General features: G+C 61.9%; 17 protein-coding genes. 14 read left to right on the forward strand and 3 right to left on the reverse strand.

Annotated features, from left to right (window positions below):
* Nucleotides 1-19: 19 nt before the first annotated feature.
* From K3819_RS05435 to K3819_RS05445, 3 genes are all read right to left on the reverse strand, one after another.
* Nucleotides 20-853, reverse strand: a complete 834-nt coding sequence (locus tag K3819_RS05435; protein ID WP_221398786.1) for a DUF4123 domain-containing protein — start codon at nucleotides 851-853, stop codon at nucleotides 20-22.
* Nucleotides 850-2925, reverse strand: a complete 2076-nt coding sequence (tssI, locus tag K3819_RS05440) for a type VI secretion system tip protein TssI/VgrG (protein WP_221398787.1) — start codon at nucleotides 2923-2925, stop codon at nucleotides 850-852. Before tssI ends, K3819_RS05435 begins: the two co-directional genes overlap by 4 nt.
* Nucleotides 2926-3051: 126 nt before the next feature.
* Entirely contained in the window at nucleotides 3052-3567 is a 516-nt protein-coding gene (locus K3819_RS05445; protein ID WP_039767797.1) for an Hcp family type VI secretion system effector, read from the reverse strand.
* A gap of 525 nt (nucleotides 3568-4092) precedes the next feature.
* Here K3819_RS05445 and K3819_RS05450 point away from each other — a divergent pair.
* The 14 genes from K3819_RS05450 (at nucleotide 4093) to K3819_RS05515 (ending at nucleotide 19667) form a co-directional block, all read left to right on the forward strand.
* Complete coding sequence (locus K3819_RS05450) at nucleotides 4093-5715, forward strand: methyl-accepting chemotaxis protein (protein ID WP_074691247.1); 1623 nt, start codon at nucleotides 4093-4095, stop codon at nucleotides 5713-5715.
* Nucleotides 5715-6251, forward strand: coding sequence for a chemotaxis protein CheW (locus tag K3819_RS05455; RefSeq protein ID WP_085647773.1), 537 nt, complete (start codon nucleotides 5715-5717; stop codon nucleotides 6249-6251). Before K3819_RS05450 ends, K3819_RS05455 begins: the two co-directional genes overlap by 1 nt.
* Nucleotides 6248-7525 (forward strand): protein-glutamate O-methyltransferase CheR, encoded by a 1278-nt coding sequence (locus tag K3819_RS05460; RefSeq protein ID WP_221398788.1) that lies wholly within the window; start codon nucleotides 6248-6250, stop codon nucleotides 7523-7525. Before K3819_RS05455 ends, K3819_RS05460 begins: the two co-directional genes overlap by 4 nt.
* Nucleotides 7522-8205, forward strand: a complete 684-nt coding sequence (locus K3819_RS05465; RefSeq protein WP_007954679.1) for a chemotaxis protein CheW — start codon at nucleotides 7522-7524, stop codon at nucleotides 8203-8205. Before K3819_RS05460 ends, K3819_RS05465 begins: the two co-directional genes overlap by 4 nt.
* The gene (locus K3819_RS05470) at nucleotides 8202-10496 is read left to right on the forward strand and encodes a hybrid sensor histidine kinase/response regulator (protein ID WP_221398789.1); all 2295 of its coding nucleotides are present in this window, start codon (nucleotides 8202-8204) and stop codon (nucleotides 10494-10496) included. Before K3819_RS05465 ends, K3819_RS05470 begins: the two co-directional genes overlap by 4 nt.
* Nucleotides 10493-11503: a chemotaxis response regulator protein-glutamate methylesterase gene (locus K3819_RS05475; protein ID WP_085612267.1), complete on the forward strand. Its 1011-nt coding sequence runs from the start codon at nucleotides 10493-10495 to the stop codon at nucleotides 11501-11503. The genes K3819_RS05470 and K3819_RS05475 overlap by 4 nt, the downstream gene beginning before the upstream one ends.
* A 48-nt stretch (nucleotides 11504-11551) precedes the next feature.
* Nucleotides 11552-12553: a PleD family two-component system response regulator gene (locus tag K3819_RS05480; RefSeq protein ID WP_011332645.1), complete on the forward strand. Its 1002-nt coding sequence runs from the start codon at nucleotides 11552-11554 to the stop codon at nucleotides 12551-12553.
* Between the two features lie 226 nt (nucleotides 12554-12779).
* Nucleotides 12780-13875, forward strand: a protein-coding gene (gene prfB / locus K3819_RS05485) for a peptide chain release factor 2 (RefSeq protein ID WP_102621447.1) whose coding sequence is annotated in 2 segments (ribosomal slippage) — nucleotides 12780-12851 and nucleotides 12853-13875 — 1095 coding nt in all. Because the reading frame shifts where the segments join, the coding sequence is not laid out codon by codon here.
* 69 nt (nucleotides 13876-13944) lie between these two features.
* On the forward strand, nucleotides 13945-15447 hold the full coding sequence (gene lysS / locus K3819_RS05490; protein ID WP_102686535.1) for a lysine--tRNA ligase: 1503 nt from the start codon (nucleotides 13945-13947) through the stop codon (nucleotides 15445-15447).
* Nucleotides 15448-15565: 118 nt separating this feature from the next.
* Nucleotides 15566-16270: a TetR/AcrR family transcriptional regulator gene (locus K3819_RS05495; RefSeq protein ID WP_011332647.1), complete on the forward strand. Its 705-nt coding sequence runs from the start codon at nucleotides 15566-15568 to the stop codon at nucleotides 16268-16270.
* A gap of 141 nt (nucleotides 16271-16411) precedes the next feature.
* Nucleotides 16412-16966: a hypothetical protein gene (locus tag K3819_RS05500; RefSeq protein WP_102717180.1), complete on the forward strand. Its 555-nt coding sequence runs from the start codon at nucleotides 16412-16414 to the stop codon at nucleotides 16964-16966.
* Nucleotides 16967-16999: 33 nt separating this feature from the next.
* Nucleotides 17000-18277 (forward strand): flavohemoglobin expression-modulating QEGLA motif protein, encoded by a 1278-nt coding sequence (locus K3819_RS05505; RefSeq protein WP_064593712.1) that lies wholly within the window; start codon nucleotides 17000-17002, stop codon nucleotides 18275-18277.
* Between the two features lie 149 nt (nucleotides 18278-18426).
* Complete coding sequence (locus K3819_RS05510) at nucleotides 18427-19341, forward strand: alpha/beta hydrolase (RefSeq protein ID WP_085612269.1); 915 nt, start codon at nucleotides 18427-18429, stop codon at nucleotides 19339-19341.
* Complete coding sequence (locus tag K3819_RS05515; protein WP_011332651.1) at nucleotides 19338-19667, forward strand: hypothetical protein; 330 nt, start codon at nucleotides 19338-19340, stop codon at nucleotides 19665-19667. The genes K3819_RS05510 and K3819_RS05515 overlap by 4 nt, the downstream gene beginning before the upstream one ends.
* Nucleotides 19668-19696: the final 29 nt, after the last annotated feature.

The raw sequence follows: 19696 nt of genomic DNA on the forward strand, positions 1-19696 counted from the left end.
TGCGCATCGTCCTTGTGATTCACAGGCTTTCCAATTGCATCAACTTGTCGCCTAGCGCGACGTCGTCACGCGCCAGTAATTCGGCGGCCGGTGACTGATCCCAGAAACTGTCGCCACGCTGGATGGCGACTCGAAGCCATCGCTCCTGGTCGGCCATTTGCTCGTAGCCCATGTCCTGTCCGGCCAGCAATTGGCGGTGGACGAATTCGACGGCGTCCTCCGTGGGCAAGACTTCCTGATAATCGTCGGCAAAACGGGTCGCAATGACCTTTAGCCTGCCCTGCTCGATCAGCGCCTGGCGCTCCTGGCTCAAATGCAGCCAGCCCGGAGCCTGAGTTTCCGTTGAAGCGCTTTGAGGCGACTTGGCGTAATACCGCCAGCCGATCTCATTGCGCCAGGCTATGCCACTGAAGGGGCCGATGAATTGGGCTTTTTCAGCTTCGCTGAGGCTGAATAGCAGAGGCTCCAGCCAGCGCGGTTCATAGAAGCGCATCATTTGCTGAGGGTCTTCATCGGTTTTCACGGTCAGCAGACTGCGCCAGTGTTCAATGCCCTGATCCAGCAAGGCCGGATCACTCAACCAGGCGACACACCCTGCATCGGATTGCTCCAGCAGTTTGCTGGCGTAACTCGCAGCCGAATGCTTTTCCGGGTACATGACTACGTAGGGGCCAGCAGGCTGGAGCTCGGCGTAAGGCGTGTTTGTAAACAATGGAATACAGCTGGGCCTGGATTGTTCTTCACCTCGAAACAGGTGGCTCAGCAGGTCCGGATCAAAACTGCGATCCAGAATCAGGCACATTGCCCCGGTTGTCGCAGGCTGCTCGAAAGGCGACTGGATGGAGGTAATCATGCTGACGCTCCCGTCTGGTGAACCGGACAGCACCCGGTCGCGTCGAGATGACATGACGGCGTCGGCAACAGCACGCCTGCCTTTGACTGTGCCTTGAAGGAGCCGAGGGAGGGTTTGACGACTTGGCCAGCCTTGTCCGCATCCGCCTGCTTCAACACGCCCGGCATCAGTGGGGCGGCGCCGGTGCCGCTGCCCGGTCCACCACCGGAGTTGATGTTGATCGCCGGCCCGCTCATGGTCACGCCGCCGCCATCGATCTTGATGAAGCTGCCACCGCCGACCAGCGTCAGTTCGGCCCCAGCCTCCAGCACCACCTTCATGCCACTGCTCAGGTGAATTTCCTGGCCGGCGTCGATGAATTGTCCGGTGCCGATCTTGATGTGCTGGTTCACGCCCACGGTCAGGTGGTCGTTGGCCCGTGCTTCGACTTTGCGGTCTTCGTAGACGGTGTGGTGTTCTTCGGCCTTGAATTCCGTGTAGCTGTTTTTTTCCACGACGTCGTGGCGTTCGTTGCCGACGCGGATTTTCTGGTCGTGTTCGATGTTCTCGTCCCAGTCGCGCTGGGCGTGGAGGAAGATCTGTTCCTGGCCTTTCTTGTCTTCGATGCGCAGTTCGTTGAAGCCGCCGCCGCCCATCGAGCTCAGGGTCTTGAAGGTGGTGCGGGTCTTGTTCGCCGGCAGGGCGTAGGGGACGGTGTTTTCCTTGTGGTACAGGCAGCCGCTGATCAGCGGTTGGTCGGGGTCGCCTTCAAGGAATGTCACCAGCACTTCCATGCCGATGCGCGGGATGGCGATGCCGCCGTACTGGGCGCCGGCCCAGGCGCTGGAGACGCGCAGCCAGCAGCTGGTCTTGTCGTCGGCCTGACCTTCACGATCCCAGTGGAACTGGACTTTGACGCGGCCGTATTCGTCGCAGTGGATTTCTTCGCCTTTCGGCCCGGTGACCACGGCGCTCTGGCTGCCGAGGATGCGCGGTTTCGGGTGGCGCAGGGGCGGGCGGTTCGGCACGTCCCACGGGGTGGCCTGGAAGCGGTTGCGGTAACCCTGATGGAAATCGTCTTTGAGCGCGGTGGTGTCGCTGGTGACCGACTCTTCCAGCACCTGCGGCTGCTTGCCTTCGTGGTGGACTTCGGTGAGCAGCCACAGGTCATTCCACTTGGCCTTCGGGTGTTCTTTGAGTGCGAGGAAATGGCCGCTGACCAGCAACGGCTGATCGCTCTTGCCTTCGGCGAGCTGGAAGTCGCTGCGGTGGCGTTCGAGGGCGCGTTTTGCCAAGTGTTTGCCGCGCTCGCGGTCGACGAAACGGCCCGGGTAATCGTAGTCCTCGAGGTCGGGCAGGGCGTCGCCGCGGTTTTCGCTTTCCAGCGTCAGGCGCGGTTTTTCGAAGTCGTAGTCGCGGCGGGTGGTGCGGCTGGTGCGGGTTTCCAGGCGCAGGTCGAAGCGTTTGATCACCGGGTCGCTGGCGACCATGCCGGAGTCCTGCTGATAGGCCACCGGCGCCAGTTTCTTGAACACCGTCTGGTCATCGCCGAACACCAGTTTGTGGCCCGTGGCGCTGTGCTGGAAGTGGTAGTGAATGCCTTCTTCTTCGCACAGGCGCTGGATGAAATGCAGGTCCGATTCGTCGTATTGCACGCAGTAAATGCGCTCGGGGTAGATCGAACCGGTCTGGAAGGCGTAGGCGTTGCCCTGGATGCCGTGCTCTTCGAGGACCTTGCCGATGATTTTCGGCACGCTGAGGTTCTGGAAGATCCGCTGGTTGATCCGGTGCGCGAGATACGCCAGTTGCGGGCGCAGGGTCACGGAATAGCGCGTCAGGCGCTTGCCGGAATCGCCTTGCGCGGCGCGGTAGATCAGGCCGTGGATGCCGCTGCCGTCGGGCGACAGCTGCAGGAAGGCCGGTTTGTGCAGCAGGGTTTCGAGGTCCAGCGACGGCTGCTCACTGACCAGCTCCACCTCGAACACAAAAGGCTGGCTGATGGCTTCCCGACCGGTCAGGGTAAACACCTGGAAATCGGCGGAAAGACCTTCGATGGTCAGGGCAAAGTGGGTTTCATTGGCCGGCGCGAACATCCCTTGTTCCTCGTGCTGTACAGCGGCGTTCGTCGACCGTTAACGATCGACGCACGCGAAATTCTGGAGGGGCGTAAACAACATCGACCAGCAGAGCTGGCCGATGCTTGTAACGATCAGCCGTAATTAAACGACTGGAGCACGCCAGTCATCGGAACCCGAAGTACCGGATACTTCGTGGGTCCAGGTGATTTTGCGGTAGGTGAACTGCACTTCTTCCAGGTGGGTGAAGTGGGCGTTCGATGGATCCTGGCAGTTGTGCATCTTGTTGTTGATGGCGACGATGATCGCGTCTTCCAGTTTGGTGGTGTAGTAGTGCTCTTGGGTACCTTGAGCCGAAGTGCGGTACCACTGGATAACGATTTCGCTCATGCGCTCGCCGGAGGTCAGAGCGGCTTGCAGCAGTGGCGAAGCCTTGTCGTAGACTTTGGTGATGATCACTGGCTTGTGAACGCGCTGACCGGTTGGCTGACCGGATTGCGGGTCACGCGGGATGATCACGTCGTGGCTGAAAGCCTGAACCATAACCTGGTCTTCGTGGCCTTCCTGGTAGGTGTTGCCAACGGAGTCGGCGGTGAAGGCGCCGGCAGTGATCAGGCCTTGTTTTTCGCCGGTAACCGACATGTACGCTGGTGTTGCCATGGGAGGTGCTCCTTGCGGATAAAGTTAGGGTGCCCGGGAGGCGAAATCGCCCGGTGGGTGCCTGACTGTTATCAAGGAGCGTGCCAGCTTTTGGTGCGTCCCCGGGAGCCGGGGACTTGACCGCTCTGGCTCGCGTGTTTGAGCGTTTTTTGAACAGCGATGAAAGCAAAAGTGCGCAACTTCTTGCGCAGTACTGCGCAAGAAGTTGCGCACTCGGCTACAGGCGACGGTAACCGGGGGCTGTAGCGAAATAAGGCGGCGATTTCGCGAATCAAGTGCGCAAGAAGTTGCGCACCATGGCACATGGCTACTGCCTCTTCGGATCATCTAAAACTGAAATGACCAATCCATCGCCCCTTTTTGCCATTGCGTCACTGGCACGCCACCCTCCGATTCCTTGAAAGTCCCTGTCCAGAGCCCACCCCGTTTAATGCCGGAAGGCCAGAGCGCGGCAAACCGTCTTATAAATGAAACACCGCCCTCAGCTATACTCCCCCGCATTTCGACCCGCCCCGAGGACTGACTGTGAAGAACTGGACGTTGCGCCAACGCATTTTGGCGAGCTTTGCGGTGATTATCGCCATCATGCTGTTGATGGTGGTCGTCTCGTATTCGCGGCTGCTGAAAATCGAAGCCAGTGAAAACAGCGTCCGTGACGACGCGATTCCCGGCGTCTATTACAGCTCGATGATTCGTGGCGCGTGGGTCGACAGTTATCTGCAAACACAGGAACTGCTGGGGCTCAAGGAAGGGCAGGGCATCAGCAGTGAAGATGCGGCCGATTACAAGGCTTTCGAATCTCGGCTTCAGGAACAAATGGCCAATTATCGTGGCACGGTGGTCACGGACGAGGACAAGCTCGAATTCGCGGCGTTCGAGAAATATCACGATGCCTACCTGAAAATTCAGGATGCGGTGCTCGATTTGCACAAGCGCAATCTGGAAGCCGACGCCGTCAAGCTGTTCCACGAGCAATTGACTCCGACCTGGTACTCGGGCCGGATGAAGCTCAACGACATCATTGGCGAGAACAAGAAAGTCGCCGACAAGGCCATGGCCAACATTGATGAGGCCGTGGCGGCGGCCAAGGTCAGCATGTTCGTCTCACTGCTGGTGGCCGTGCTGGCCGCCGGTTTCTGCGGTCTGCTGCTGATGCGCGCGATCATGGCACCGATGAACCGCATCGTGCAGATCCTCGACATCATGCGCACCGGCGATCTGAGCAGCCGCTTGAACCTCGACCGCAAGGACGAGTTCGGTGCCGTGGAAACCGGCTTCAACGACATGATGACCGAGCTCACCTCGCTGGTGTCCCAGGCCCAGCGCTCGTCGGTACAGGTCACCACATCGGTGACCGAGATCGCCGCCACTTCCAAGCAGCAACAGGCGACCGCCACCGAAACCGCTGCGACCACCACTGAAATTGGCGCGACATCCCGCGAAATCGCGGCAACCTCTCGCGACCTTGTACGCACCATGACTGAAGTCTCCACTGCCGCCGATCAGGCCTCGGTGCTGGCCGGTTCCGGGCAACAAGGCCTGGCGCGGATGGAAGACACCATGCACTCGGTGATGGGCGCGGCGGATCTGGTGAACGCCAAACTGGCGATCCTCAACGAGAAGGCCGGCAACATCAATCAGGTGGTGGTGACCATCGTCAAGGTCGCCGACCAGACCAACCTGCTGTCCCTGAACGCCGCGATCGAAGCGGAAAAGGCCGGTGAATACGGTCGCGGTTTCGCCGTGGTCGCCACCGAAGTGCGGCGTCTGGCGGATCAGACCGCCGTCGCCACGTATGACATCGAACAGATGGTCCGCGAGATCCAGTCGGCGGTGTCCGCCGGGGTGATGGGCATGGACAAGTTCTCCGAGGAAGTGCGGCGCGGCATGGCCGAAGTGCAGCAGGTCGGCGAGCAGCTGTCGCAGATCATCCATCAGGTGCAGGCGCTGGCGCCGCGGGTGTTGATGGTCAACGAAGGCATGCAGGCCCAGGCCACCGGCGCCGAGCAGATCAACCACGCGCTGGTGCAGCTGGGTGATGCCAGCAGCCAGACCGTCGAATCGTTGCGTCAGGCCAGTTTCGCCATCGACGAACTGAGCCAGGTGGCCGTGGGCCTGCGCAGCGGCGTTTCGCGATTCAAAGTCTGATGAGCGAAATCACCGCCAAACGCAGCGCTGCGCCGGTGGCGAAGCAGGCGTTGTTCCTGCTGTTTCGCATCGGCAGCGAACGCTACGCCTTGCGTGCCATGGAAGTGGCCGAAGTGCTGCCGCGCCTGCCGTTGAAGCCGATTGCCCGGGCGCCGCACTGGGTGGCGGGGGTGTTCGCCTACCGTGGCACAGTGGTGCCGGTGATCGACCTCAGTGCCCTGACCTTCGGCCATCCTGCGCAAGCGCGTACCAGCACGCGACTGGTGCTGGTGCATTACCGCGTGGATGACTCGCAACCCTCGCAATGGCTGGGCCTGATCCTCGAACAGGCCACCGATACCCTGCGCTGCAACCCGGCTGATTTCCAGCCGTACGGCCTCGACAATCGTCAGGCGCCGTACCTGGGCCCGGTGCGTGAGGATGCGCAGGGGCTGGTGCAGTGGGTGCGGGTCAACGACTTGCTGGACGAGTCGGTGCGCACGTTGCTGTTCCCGACACCGCCGCTGGATCCGGCGCGGCTTGAGGAGCAGCCATGAGCAGCGACCAGCGCTTCTTCGATTTCCTCAAGGAACGCATCGGCCTCGACGTCGCTTCGGTCGGGCCGGCGATCATCGAACGGGCCGTGCGCCAGCGCATCACCCTGTCGCAAACGGTGAATGCCGATGAGTACTGGCAGACCCTGCAAGGCTCGCGGGATGAACAGCAGGCGCTGATCGAAGCGGTGATCGTCCCCGAGACCTGGTTTTTCCGTTACCCGGAATCCTTCGCCACGCTGGGCAAACTGGCGCGCAAACGCCTGGGCGAATTGAACAATATGCGCGCGCTGCGCATCCTCAGCCTGCCGTGTTCCACGGGCGAAGAACCCTATTCGATTGCCATGGCGTTGCTCGATGCCGGCCTCAAGCCCCATCAGTTCAAGGTCGATGGCATGGACGTCAGCCCCTTGTCAGTGGACAAGGCGCGGCGGGCGCTGTACGGCAAAAACTCGTTTCGCGGCCAGGAACTGGACTTTCGCGAGCGGCATTTTTTCGCCGAGAACGAGGGCTTTCGGGTAAATGAAATCGTCCGCGAACAGGTGCGCCTGCAGGTCGGCAACGTGCTCGATCCGTCATTGCTGGTCAACGAGCCGCCGTTCGATTTCGTGTTCTGCCGCAATCTGCTGATCTATTTCGATCAGCCGACCCAGCAGCAGGTGTTCGCCGTGCTCAAGCGCCTGACCCATGTCGATGGCGTGCTGTTTATCGGCCCGGCCGAGGGCAGTCTGCTTGGGCGGTTGGGCATGTGTTCGATCGGGATTCCACAGTCCTTCGCCTTCAGCCGTCACAGCGAACCGCAGCCCGAACCGTTGCCGATGCCGACCGCGATTGCGCTGCCGTTGCCTGTGCGCCAGCCGCTGCGCAGCACGCCACCGCCGCCGGTGCGTAACCGTCCGTTTGCTGGCGTGACGCCTTTGCCGGCGACGGCTAAAAGCACCAACTCCGAAGCGGCGACCTTGCTGGCCAACATCGCCGCCCTGGCCAACGAAGGCAAAAGCGCCGAAGCCCGGGCCGCGTGCGAGCAGTATTTGCGCAGCCATGAGCCGGTGGCCCAGGTGTTTTACTGGCTCGGCCTGCTCAGCGATGTCGCCGGCAGCGCCTTCGAAGCCCAGGGCTTTTACCGCAAAGCGTTGTACCTCGAGCCGCAACACCCCGAAGCCCTGATGCACCTGGCCGCCTTGCTGCAGGCCCAGGGCGACACGGCCGGCGCCAGACGATTGCAGGAGCGCGCCGCCCGCAGCGACCGCACCGCCGACAGTGAGCGTAAACGATGATCCCGTCCGACACCTTGAACGTCACCCACGAAGACGCCCGGGCTATCGACGATTGCTGGAATCGCATCGGCATCCACGGCGACAAGTCCTGTCCGCTGCTGGATGAGCACATCCATTGCCGCAATTGCTCGGTGTATTCCGCTGCCGCCACGCGCCTGCTCGACCGCTATGCGTTGCAGCAGGACGAGCGCGATCCGGTGGCGACCCAGGTCGAAACCGAGCTGAAGACCCGTTCGCTGCTGATGTTCCGCCTCGGCGAAGAATGGCTCGGCCTGGCCACCCGCAGTCTGGTGGAGGTCGCGCCGTTGCAGGCGATTCACTCGCTGCCGCACCAGCGCTCCCGGGCCTTGCTCGGCGTGGCGAACGTGCGCGGTGCGCTGGTGGCGTGCCTGTCGCTGGTTGAACTGCTGGACCTCGACAGCAACGCGGCCCCGGCGACCGGCGCGCGGATCATGCCGCGCATGCTGATCATCTCGGCCCAGGGCGGGCCGGTGGTGGTGCCGGTGGACGAAGTCGACGGGATTCACGCCATCGACGAGCGAATCCTCGACGCCGCGTCGCGGTCCGGCGCACAGGCCAGCGCCAAATACACCCGAGGCGTGTTGCCTTTCAAAGGTCGCAGCCTGCGTTGGCTGGATGAAGAACAGTTGCTGTCCGCCGTGTCCCGGAGCCTCACATGACCCCCGAGCAAATGCGCGACGCCTCCTTGCTTGAGCTGTTCAGCCTCGAAGCCGAAGCCCAGACCCAGGTGCTCAGCGCCGGGCTGCTGGCGCTGGAGCGCAACCCGACCCAGGCCGATCAGCTCGAGTCGTGCATGCGTGCGGCGCACTCCTTGAAAGGCGCGGCGCGGATCGTCGGCATCGACAGCGGCGTCAGCGTCGCCCACGTGATGGAAGATTGTCTGGTCAGTGCCCAGGAAGGCCGATTGTTCCTGCGCCCGGAACATATCGACGCGCTGTTGCAGGGCACCGACTTGCTGATGCGCATTGCCACCCCGGCCAACGCCCCCCAACCGGCGGACATCGAGGCTTATGTGGCGTTGATGGGCGGATTGCTCGATCCGGCGGCGCCGCCACTAGTGCCCGCCGCTGCGAGTGCGCCGCTGATGGCCGAGTTGCAGCTTCAGCCACCGTCGGTGGCGGAGCCTGCGCCGGTTGAAATCCCGGTCGAGGTTGCCGAACCGGAACCCGCGCCGCGCAAGAGCAAACGCGCCACCGAAGGTGGCGAGCGGGTGCTGCGGGTCACCGCCGAACGTCTGAACAGCCTGCTCGATCTGTCGAGCAAATCCCTGGTGGAAACCCAGCGTCTCAAGCCGCACCTGGCCACGATGCAGCGCCTCAAGCGCATGCAGAGCAACGGTCTGCGGGCACTGGAGAGTCTCAATGTGCACCTCAAGGAACATGCCCTGAGCCTTGAAGCTCAGGAAGCGCTGGAGGATGCGCGGCGTTTGCTCGCCGAATCCCAGCAACTGCTGGCAGAAAAAAACGCCGAACTCGACGAGTTTGCCTGGCAGGCCAGCCAGCGCGCGCAAGTGCTTTACGACACCGCACTGGCCTGCCGCATGCGGCCGTTCGCCGATGTGCTGTCCGGGCAGGTGCGGATGGTGCGCGACCTCGGCCGCAGCCTCGGCAAGCAGGTACGGCTGGAGATCGAGGGCGAGAAGACCCAGGTCGACCGCGATGTGCTGGAGAAACTCGAAGCCCCGCTGACGCACCTGCTGCGCAACGCGGTCGATCACGGCATCGAAACCCCACAGGAACGCCTGCTCAAGGGCAAGTCGGAGGAAGGCCTGATCCGTCTGCGCGCCTCGCATCAGGCCGGTTTGCTGGTACTGGAACTGAGCGATGACGGCAACGGCGTGGATCTGGAAAAGGTCCGGCGCAGCATCGTCGAACGTCAGTTGTCGCCGGCCGAAACCGCCGCCCAGTTGAGCGAAGAAGAACTGCTGACCTTCCTGTTTCTGCCGGGTTTCAGCCTGCGCGACAAGGTCACCGAGGTCTCCGGTCGCGGCGTCGGCCTCGATGCCGTGCAGCACATGGTCCGCCAGTTGCGCGGCGCGGTGGTGCTGGAGCAGACGGCGGGCGAGGGCAGCCGTTTCCATCTAGAGGTGCCGCTGACCCTGTCGGTGGTGCGCAGCCTGGTGGTGGAAGTCGGCGACGAGGCCTACGCTTTCCCGCTGGCGCACATCGAGCGCATGTGCGACCTGGCGCCGGAGGACATCGTGCAGGTCGAAGGGCGCCAGCATTTCTGGCACGAGGGCCGACATGTCGGGCTCGTCGCGGCCAGTCAGTTATTGCAACGTCCGGCCAGTCAGAACAGCGGCGATACGCTGAAAGTCGTGGTCATCCGCGAGCGCGATGCGATCTACGGCGTGGCGGTCGAGCGCTTCATTGGCGAGCGCACGCTGGTGGTGCTGCCGCTGGACGAGCGGCTGGGCAAGGTGCAGGACATTTCCGCCGGGGCCTTGCTCGACGATGGCTCGGTGGTGCTGATCGTCGATGTCGAAGACATGCTGCGGTCGGTGGACAAACTGCTCAACACCGGGCGTCTGGAGCGCATTGCCCGCCACGGCCATCAGGCGGCAGAAGCCGCGCGCAAGCGGATTCTGGTGGTCGACGACTCGCTGACCGTGCGCGAACTGCAACGCAAGCTGCTGCTCAATCGCGGTTACTATGTCGCCGTTGCGGTGGACGGCATGGACGGCTGGAACGCCCTGCGCTCCGAGGATTTCGATCTGCTGATCACCGACATCGACATGCCGCGCATGGACGGCATCGAGCTGGTCTCGCTGCTGCGCCGCGACAACCGTCTGCAATCGCTGCCGGTGATGGTGGTGTCCTACAAGGATCGCGAGGAAGACCGCCGCCGTGGACTGGACGCCGGGGCCGACTATTATCTGGCCAAGGCCAGTTTTCATGACGACGCCCTGCTCGACGCAGTGGTTGAGCTCATCGGAGGAGCGCGGGCATGAAGATCGCAATCGTCAACGACATGCCTTTGGCAGTGGAGGCCCTGCGTCGCGCGCTGGCCTTCGAGCCGGCGCATCAGGTGCTGTGGGTCGCCAACAACGGCGCCGAAGCGGTGCGTCTGTGCGCGGAAAACACCCCGGACCTGATCCTGATGGACCTGATCATGCCGGTGATGGATGGCGTCGAGGCCACCCGGCGGATCATGGCCGAGAGCCCGTGCGCGATCGTCATCGTCACCGTGGACCGCCAGCAGAACGTGCACCGGGTGTTCGAGGCCATGGGCCATGGCGCGCTGGACGTGGTCGACACCCCGGCCATCGGCGGTGGCAATCCTCAGGAAGCGGCGGCGCCGCTGCTGCGCAAAATCCTCAATATCGGCTGGCTGATCGGCGAGAAAACCGCCCGCTCGCGCCCGGCACCTGCGACACCGCGCAGTACCGCCTCGCGCCAGCGACTGGTGGCGATCGGCTCTTCGGCCGGTGGCCCGGCGGCGCTGGAAGTCTTGCTCAAGGGCCTGCCGCGCCACTTTTCGGCGGCCATCGTGCTGGTGCAGCATGTCGACCAGGTGTTCGCCGCCGGCATGGCCGAATGGCTGGCCAGCGCCAGCGGCCTGGACGTGCGTCTGGCTCGCGAAGGCGAACCGCCGCAGGCCGGCGCGGTGCTGCTGGCCGGCACCAATCACCATATTCGTTTGCTCAAGAACGGCACGCTGGCCTACACCGCCGAGCCGGTCAACGAGATCTACCGCCCCTCGATCGACGTGTTTTTCGAAAGCGTCGCCAATTACTGGAACGGTGACGCAGTAGGGGTTTTATTGACAGGGATGGGACGCGACGGGGCGCAAGGGCTTAAGCTCATGCGCCAACAGGGTTACCTGACCATCGCGCAGGATCAGCAAAGCAGTGCGGTGTACGGCATGCCCAAGGCCGCAGCGGCCATCGACGCGGCCGTAGAAATCCGTCCACTGGAAAAGATAGCGCCACGATTGCTGGAGATATTCCCCAAATGAATACGTCCATCGGCAATCCTGGCCCCCGCAGCACTCAGGTGACCGCCCATGAATGACTTACAGATCGATGACATCAAAACCGACGAGAACGCCGCCATGGTGTTGTTGGTGGACGATCAGGCGATGATCGGCGAAGCCGTGCGCCGTGGGCTGTCGAATGAAGAGAACATCGACTTCCACTTCTGCTCCGACCCGCATCTTGCCGTGGCCCATGCGGTGCGGATCAAGCCGACCGTGATCCTGCAGGATCTGGTGATGCCGGGCCTCGACGGTCTGAGCCTGGTGCGCGAATACCGCAATCACCCGGCGACCAAAGACATTCCGATCATCGTCCTGTCGACCAAGGAAGACCCGCTGATCAAAAGCGCGGCGTTCTCCGCCGGGGCCAACGATTACCTGGTGAAACTGCCGGACAACATCGAACTGGTGGCGCGGATCCGCTATCACTCGCGGTCCTACATGACGTTGCTGCAACGGGACGCGGCCTACCGCGCGTTGCGGGTCAGCCAGCAGCAATTGCTCGACACCAACCTCGTCCTGCAACGGCTGATGAACTCCGACGGCCTGACCGGGCTGTCGAACCGCCGGCACTTCGACGAATACCTGGAACTGGAATGGCGCCGCTCGTTGCGCGACCAGAGCCAGTTGTCGTTGCTGATGATCGACGTCGATTACTTCAAGTCCTACAACGACACCTTCGGCCACGTCGAAGGCGACGAAGCCTTGCGCAAGGTCGCCACGGCCATCCGCGAGGCCAGTGCCCGGCCGTCCGATCTGCCGGCGCGTTATGGCGGCGAAGAATTTGCGCTGGTGCTGCCCAACACCTCGCCGGGCGGGGCGCGACTGGTGGCGGAAAAGCTGCGCCAGACGGTCGCGGCGCTGAAGATTCCGCACAATGCGCCGGCCGAAGGGTCGAGCCTGACCATCAGCATCGGTCTGGCGACCATGGTGCCGGAGTCGGGCAGCGACTGCCGGTTGCTGATCTCGGCGGCGGATCGCGGTTTGTACCTGGCCAAGAACAACGGGCGCAATCAGGTCGGCATCGAATAGGTACGCGATTCCCTTGTGGGAGCGGGCTTGCTCGCGAATGCGGTGGGTCGTTCAGCAATGATGTCGACTGATACTCCGCCTTCGCGAGCAAGCCTGCTCCCACAGGGGATCTGTGTCAGGCCCTGTCAAGTGAATCGCCTTAACAGCCGCCGGACGGGCTGCCGTGACAGCTTGATTACGTTATACTCGCCGGCTTTCAAAAGTTCGCCAACGAGTGCTGCCCGTCATGGAAATCAACCCGATCCTGAACACCATCAAGGACCTGTCCGAGCGCTCCGAAACTATTCGGGGGTATCTTTGACTACGATCAAAAGCATGAGCGTCTGATCGAAGTCAATCGCGAGCTTGAAGATCCTGCCGTCTGGAACAAACCTGAATACGCCCAGGAACTGGGCCGCGAGCGCGCTGCGCTGGCGCAGATCGTCGATACCCTCGACGAACTGAACGGTGGCCTGGCCGATTGCCGCGAGCTGCTGGACATGGCCGTTGAAGAGAACGACGAGGGCGCGGTCAACGACGTCGTCGAAGTCCTTCAAGGTCTCGAGGAGTCGCTGTCCAAGCTCGAATTCCGCCGTATGTTCAGCCACGAGATGGACCCGAACAACGCCTACCTGGACATCCAGGCCGGTTCCGGCGGCACCGAAGCCCAGGACTGGGCCAACATCCTGCTGCGCATGTACCTGCGCTGGGCCGACAAGCGCGGTTTCGACGCGACCATCATGGAGCTGTCGGCCGGTGAAGTCGCCGGGATCAAAGGTGCGACCGTGCACATCAAGGGCGAATACGCCTTTGGCTGGCTGCGTACCGAGATCGGCGTGCACCGTCTGGTGCGTAAGAGCCCGTTCGACTCCGGCAACCGTCGCCACACCTCGTTCTCCGCAGTGTTCGTCTCGCCAGAGATCGATGACAAGGTGGAAATCGAAATCAACCCGGCAGACCTGCGGATCGACACCTATCGTTCCTCCGGTGCCGGTGGTCAGCACGTAAACACCACCGACTCGGCCGTACGTATCACCCACGTACCGACCAACACCGTGGTGAGCTGCCAGAACGAACGTTCCCAGCACGCCAACAAGGACACCGCCATGAAAATGCTGCGGGCCAAGTTGTACGAGCAGGAAATGCAGAAGCGCAACGCGGCGTCCCAGGCGCTGGAAGACACCAAGTCGGATATCGGCTGGGGGCACCAGATCCGTTCGTACGTGCTCGATGCGTCGCGGATCAAGGATCTGCGCACCAACATCGAACGCAGCGACTGCGACAAGGTACTCGACGGCGACATCGACGAATACCTGGAAGCCAGCCTGAAATCGGGGCTGTAAGCTTTCAACCGACCTCAAGTCCCCCGTCGCCGGCGGGGGCAACGAACCTGTGATGGAAAATTTAAAGACATGAGCGACCTACAACTCGATCCGCAAGCCCTGCAACAGGAAGAAAACTCCCTGATCGCTCTGCGCAAGGAAAAGCTTGCTGCCGAGCGCGCCAAGGGCAATGCCTTCCCGAACGACTTCCGCCGCGAAAACTACTGCGAAGCACTGCAGAAACAGTACGCGGACAAGACCAAGGAAGAGCTGGCAGAGGCTGCGATCCCGGTCAAGGTTGCAGGTCGCATCATGCTCAACCGTGGCTCGTTCATGGTGATCCAGGACATGACCGGTCGCATCCAGGTCTACGTCAACCGCAAGACCCTGTCCGAAGAAACCCTGGCCGCGGTGAAAACCTGGGACATGGGCGACATCATCGCCGCCGAAGGCACCCTGGCCCGCTCCGGCAAGGGCGACCTGTACGTCGAGATGACCAGCGTGCGCCTGCTGACCAAATCCCTGCGCCCGCTGCCGGACAAGCACCACGGCCTGACTGACACCGAACAGCGCTACCGTCAGCGCTACGTTGACCTGATCGTCAACGAAGACGTGCGTCAGACCTTCCGCGTCCGTTCGCAAGTGATCGCGCATATCCGCAGCTTCCTGATGAAGCGCGACTTCCTCGAAGTCGAAACGCCGATGCTGCAGACCATTCCTGGCGGCGCCGCGGCCAAGCCGTTCGAAACCCACCACAACGCGCTGGACATGGAAATGTTCCTGCGTATCGCACCGGAGCTGTACCTCAAGCGCCTGGTGGTTGGCGGCTTCGAAAAAGTGTTCGAGATCAACCGCAACTTCCGTAACGAAGGCGTTTCGACTCGTCACAACCCAGAATTCACCATGTTGGAGTTCTACCAGGCTTACGCCGACTACGAAGACAACATGGACCTGACCGAAGAACTGTTCCGCGAGCTGGCGCAGCTGGTTCTGGGCAGCACCGACGTGCCGTACGGCGACAAGGTGTTCCACTTCGGCGAGCCGTTCGTGCGCCTGTCGGTGTTCGACTCGATCCTCAAGTACAACCCAGAGCTGACCGCCGATGACCTGAACGACATCGACAAGGCTCGCGCCATCGCCAAGAAGGCCGGCGCCAAGGTGCTGGGCTTCGAAGGTCTGGGCAAGCTGCAGGTGATGATTTTCGAAGAGCTGGTCGAGCACAAGCTGGAACAGCCGCACTTCATTACCCAGTACCCGTTCGAAGTGTCGCCGCTGGCCCGTCGCAACGATGACAACCCGAACGTCACAGACCGCTTCGAGCTGTTCATCGGCGGCCGTGAAATCGCCAACGCCTACTCCGAGTTGAACGACGCGGAAGACCAGGCCGAGCGTTTCATGGCGCAGGTGGCCGACAAGGACGCCGGCGACGACGAAGCCATGCACTACGACGCCGACTTCGTTCGCGCGCTGGAGTACGGCATGCCGCCGACGGCCGGTGAAGGTATCGGCATCGACCGTCTGGTGATGCTGCTGACCAACTCCCCGTCGATCCGCGACGTGATCCTGTTCCCGCACATGCGGCCGCAAGCGTAAGTGTTTCAATAAAAAAGCCGCCTGAAATGGGCGGCTTTTTATTGCCTGTCTGGTACAAACGTATCAAATGGTTAATTTTGAAGAAAACAACAGAGGTATGCCTGTCGTGATCGGTGCAATGGCTCAAGAGGGTGCAGCGGGAATCGCCACTGCGGTCGCTGAAAGTGTTCAGTACCAAGGCCGCAAGGCCAGCCGGCAGGGCAGTGAACAGCGTCGACAGGACATTCTCGATGCGGCGATGCGCATTGTCGTGCGCGACGGTGTGCGGGCCGTGCGTCACCGGGCGGTGGCGGCCGAGGCCGGTGTGCCATTGTCGGCCACCACGTATTACTTCAAGGACATTGATGACCTGCTCACCGATACCTTCGCCCAGTACGTCGAGCGCAGCGCGGCCTACATGGCCAAGCTGTGGATCAACAACGAAGGCCTGCTGCGCGAAATGGTGGTCAGCGGCGACGGCAGCCCGGAGTCGCGTTCGCAACTGGCCGACGATATCGCACGGTTGATGGCTGATTACGTGCATCGGCAACTGGTCAACCGTCGCGAGCATTTGATGGCCGAGCAGGCGTTCCGCCAAGAAGCGCTGCTCAACCCGCGTCTGGCGGAACTGGTGCGTTCCCATCAGCAGATTCTGTTGCAGGGCACCTGCCAGTTGTTCCAGGTATTGGGCTCCCGCGAGCCGCAGCAGGATGCCAAGGTGTTGACGGCGATTATCGGACGGATGGAATATCAGGGCCTGCTCAACGACGCCGAGCCTTTGGCCGAAGAGGACATGCTCGGCATTCTGACGCGCTATATGCACCTGGTACTCGCGTCGGTCTGATAGCCGATGGAGGTCCCTTGTGGGAGCGGGCTTGCTCGCGAATACGGTGGGTCAGTCAACTGAAGTGTTGAATGTGAAACCGTATTCGCGAGCACGCCCGCTCCCACAGGGGAAGGTGTTTCAGGTTCTAGGGAGTGTCGAATGAAAGCCTGGCGTGGCGTGCTGATCGCCTTGTCGTTCCTGCTGCTCAGCGGATGTCTGGTGACCTTCAAGGAGCCGCTGCCCGCCAGTGAACCGGCGCCCAAGGGCCTGCTCGGCCAATGGTCGAGCACCAATGCCTGGGGCGAGCCGATGAATCTGGAGCTGACGCGCCTGGGCAACGACCGCTATCAGGCGGTTGCGTATTTCAAAGCCAAACCCCGGGAGCGTGAAGCCTATCCGTTCACGGTGTCGCGCCATGGCAACCGCTGGTACCTGTCGGCGAAGGTGCCGGCGCAATACGGCGGGCACTTCACCATTGCCGGTTTCGAGATCACCGACAAGCGCGAGCTGGTGATCTACAACCTCGACCTCGAACAGATCAACCAGGCCATCGCCCAGAAGACCCTCGACGGCCAGGGCTTCCAGACCGATGACGGCGAAGGCGTGCAGGTCGACAGCCCGCTTGAAAAGGTCTTTGCTTACCTCGACGACCCGGCCAATTCCGATGTCTTCGTCGAAGCGGCGCGCTATCAGCATCAAGCCAAAGCCAAATAATTCAGTTCGTCACGTTTTCTACAGGAGTTTCGGGTGGACGATTACCAGCAGACGATACGCATTCTGTCCGATCGCATAGTGCTGGCGCAGACGCCGATCCGCGTGCTCGACGCGGTCAAGTGGGACGAGAACATCCGCAAGGGGTTCCTCAAGGCCAAGGGCAAGGAATTGCCGGCGGTGGATCGCGACTACTACCTCAACCGGCCGCTGTCCTTCGATTCGAGCAAGGTCAAGCTGGAATTCCAGAACATCGAGCGGGACATCACCCGCCAGCTCGGCCAGTTCAACCCGGTCGGCCAGATCATGCGCCGCATGTGCAAGGAATACCGGATGGTGGTGCGCATGCTCGAAGCGCGCGGCACCGAGGATTTCGGCCTGATTTCCCAGGAACTGTACGGCGCCGCGTCCGATGCGTTCCACGCCGGTGACCCGACCCTCGCCGACCTCGGCCTGATGATGTCGGACTATCTGAACAACATCGACGGCCGTGGTGACCTGAAGGACGAACCGAAGATCCTCACCGCCAAGGACGCCGTGCACCTGTTGCAAACCCGCCTGAACAAGGTGTTCGGCGAGGCCGAGGAAACCATCCGCGTGTTCGAGTCCGACGGCATCGTCGCCGACGCGGCGGCGGGTGCCGACTACATCAAGATCCGCACCGACGCGATGTTCAACGACCGCGACGTGCGGGCGCTGGAAGTCCACGAAGGCCTGGTGCACGTCGGCACCACGCTTAACGGTTTGAACCAGCCGATCTGCACCTTCCTGTCCAAGGGCCCGCCCTCGTCGACGGTGACTCAGGAAGGCCTGGCGATCCTGATGGAAATCATCACCTTCGCCTCCTACCCGAGCCGTCTGCGCAAACTGACCAACCGCACCCGCGCCATTCACATGGTCGAGGAGGGCGCGGACTTCCTGCAGATTTTCGAGTTCTTCCGCGAGCAGGGCTTCGAGATGGCGGAAAGCTACGGCAACGCCAGTCGGGTTTTCCGTGGTTCGACGCCGACCGGTCTGCCATTTACCAAAGACTTGTCCTACCTCAAGGGCTTCATCATGGTTTACAACTACATTCAGTTGGCCGTGCGCAAGGGCAAGCTCGAGCAGATCCCGCTGTTGTTCTGTGGCAAGACCACGTTGGAAGACATGCGAACCCTGCGTCAGCTGGTGGACGAAGGATTGGTGGTGCCGCCGAAGTACCTGCCGGACCAGTTCCGCGACATGAATGCGTTGTCGGCGTGGATGTGCTTCTCCAACTTCCTCAATCACTTGAGCCTGGACCGGATCGAGGCGGATTACTCCAACATCCTGTAACCAACCAATATCCCTTGTGGGAGCTAGCCTGCTAGCGATGGCGGTCAACGTTCAAAAGTGAAGTTGCCTGACACGCCGCCATCGCGAGCAGGCTCGCTCCCACAGGTTTGATCTGTGTTCCAACCCGAAATTTTGCGAGGTTTCACCGGATGAGAATCCTCGGCATCCTTTGCCTGCTCCTGACCCTCGGCGGTTGCAGTTCCTTGCTGTTCTACCCCGAACCGGGTCAGCTTTTCACGCCAGAAAAGGCCAAGCTCGAATACCGCACCGTCACCCTGACCACCGCCGACGGCCTCAAGCTGAATGCCTGGTGGCTGCCGGCCAAACCCGGGGTTGAGGTCAAGGGCACGGTGCTGCACCTGCACGGCAACGGCGGCAATTTGCCGATGCACCTGGGCGGGAGCTGGTGGTTGCCGAAGAACGGCTATCAAGTGCTACTGGTGGACTATCGCGGTTACGGTTTGTCCGAGGGCGAACCGAGCCTGCCGGCGATCTATCAGGACATTGATGCCGCCTTCGCCTGGCTGGACAAGGCGCCGGAGGTCAAAGGCAAACCGCTGGTGCTGCTGGGCCAGAGTCTCGGCGGGGCAATGGCCGTGCACTGGCTGGTGCAACATCCGGAAAGGCAAAAACAGCTCAAGGCCCTGGTACTCGACGGCGTGCCCGCCAGTTACCGCAGCGTCGGCCAATACGCCCTCAGCACCTCATGGCTGACCTGGCCGTTTCAGGTGCCGCTGTCATGGCTGGTGCCGGACAGCGACAGTGCGATCAACGCCATGCCGCAGCTCAACGGCGTGCCGAAACTGATCTTCCACAGCCTCGACGATCCGCTGGTGCCCCTTTCCAACGGCATCCGTCTGTATCAAGCTGCGCCGCCACCGCGTGTGCTGCAGCTGACTCGGGGCGGGCATGTGCAGACCTTCGGCGACCCGGTCTGGCGTCAGGTGATGCTGCGCTACCTCGACGATCCCGAACACTTCAACGGCCTGCGCCGCCTCGGCGAGATCCCGAATTATCCAACACCCCCGAATTCTGAAGACGAACCACCAGAGAGTCCGCAATGAGTGAAGAACGTAACGCCATCCCGCTGATCATCACCGGCATCTGCAGCATCCTCGGCACCGTCGGCGCCCTGTGGTACTACGGCTACCTGCACTTCGCCAAACCTGAGGATGCGTTGCTGCTCAACGACTTCACCATGCTCAAGACCGTTCCCGGCGAAGACTACAAGGTCTCCCTGACCCCGGCGCCGCAAGTGGCGCAATGCATCGATGGCGTGCTGGTGCTGTTCGACACCGAACAGAAAGGCCTGACCGGGGTGCTGGTCAACAGTCAGAAAAAGGCTGTGCGCTGCATGGGCCAAGAGACGCCGCAGAAGCTCGAAGAGTAAATCTGCGACGGACAAAAAAGCCCCGCCTG

The sequence above is a fragment of the Pseudomonas sp. 3-2 genome (assembly GCF_019710535.1).
Lineage (GTDB): Bacteria > Pseudomonadota > Gammaproteobacteria > Pseudomonadales > Pseudomonadaceae > Aquipseudomonas > Aquipseudomonas pharyngis.

Coding starts and splice junctions, on each gene's coding strand:
- K3819_RS05500 (WP_102717180.1), top strand. CDS start 16,412: ATGAAAGCCTGGCGTGGCGTGCTGATCGCCTTGTCGTTCCTGCTGCTC.
- K3819_RS05460 (WP_221398788.1), top strand. CDS start 6,248: ATGAGCAGCGACCAGCGCTTCTTCGATTTCCTCAAGGAACGCATCGGC.
- K3819_RS05465 (WP_007954679.1), top strand. CDS start 7,522: ATGATCCCGTCCGACACCTTGAACGTCACCCACGAAGACGCCCGGGCT.
- K3819_RS05495 (WP_011332647.1), top strand. CDS start 15,566: ATGGCTCAAGAGGGTGCAGCGGGAATCGCCACTGCGGTCGCTGAAAGT.
- K3819_RS05515 (WP_011332651.1), top strand. CDS start 19,338: ATGAGTGAAGAACGTAACGCCATCCCGCTGATCATCACCGGCATCTGC.
- K3819_RS05470 (WP_221398789.1), top strand. CDS start 8,202: ATGACCCCCGAGCAAATGCGCGACGCCTCCTTGCTTGAGCTGTTCAGC.
- tssI (WP_221398787.1), bottom strand. CDS start 2,925: ATGTTCGCGCCGGCCAATGAAACCCACTTTGCCCTGACCATCGAAGGT.
- lysS (WP_102686535.1), top strand. CDS start 13,945: ATGAGCGACCTACAACTCGATCCGCAAGCCCTGCAACAGGAAGAAAAC.
- K3819_RS05480 (WP_011332645.1), top strand. CDS start 11,552: ATGAATGACTTACAGATCGATGACATCAAAACCGACGAGAACGCCGCC.
- K3819_RS05445 (WP_039767797.1), bottom strand. CDS start 3,567: ATGGCAACACCAGCGTACATGTCGGTTACCGGCGAAAAACAAGGCCTG.
- K3819_RS05435 (WP_221398786.1), bottom strand. CDS start 853: ATGATTACCTCCATCCAGTCGCCTTTCGAGCAGCCTGCGACAACCGGG.
- K3819_RS05475 (WP_085612267.1), top strand. CDS start 10,493: ATGAAGATCGCAATCGTCAACGACATGCCTTTGGCAGTGGAGGCCCTG.
- K3819_RS05510 (WP_085612269.1), top strand. CDS start 18,427: ATGAGAATCCTCGGCATCCTTTGCCTGCTCCTGACCCTCGGCGGTTGC.
- K3819_RS05455 (WP_085647773.1), top strand. CDS start 5,715: ATGAGCGAAATCACCGCCAAACGCAGCGCTGCGCCGGTGGCGAAGCAG.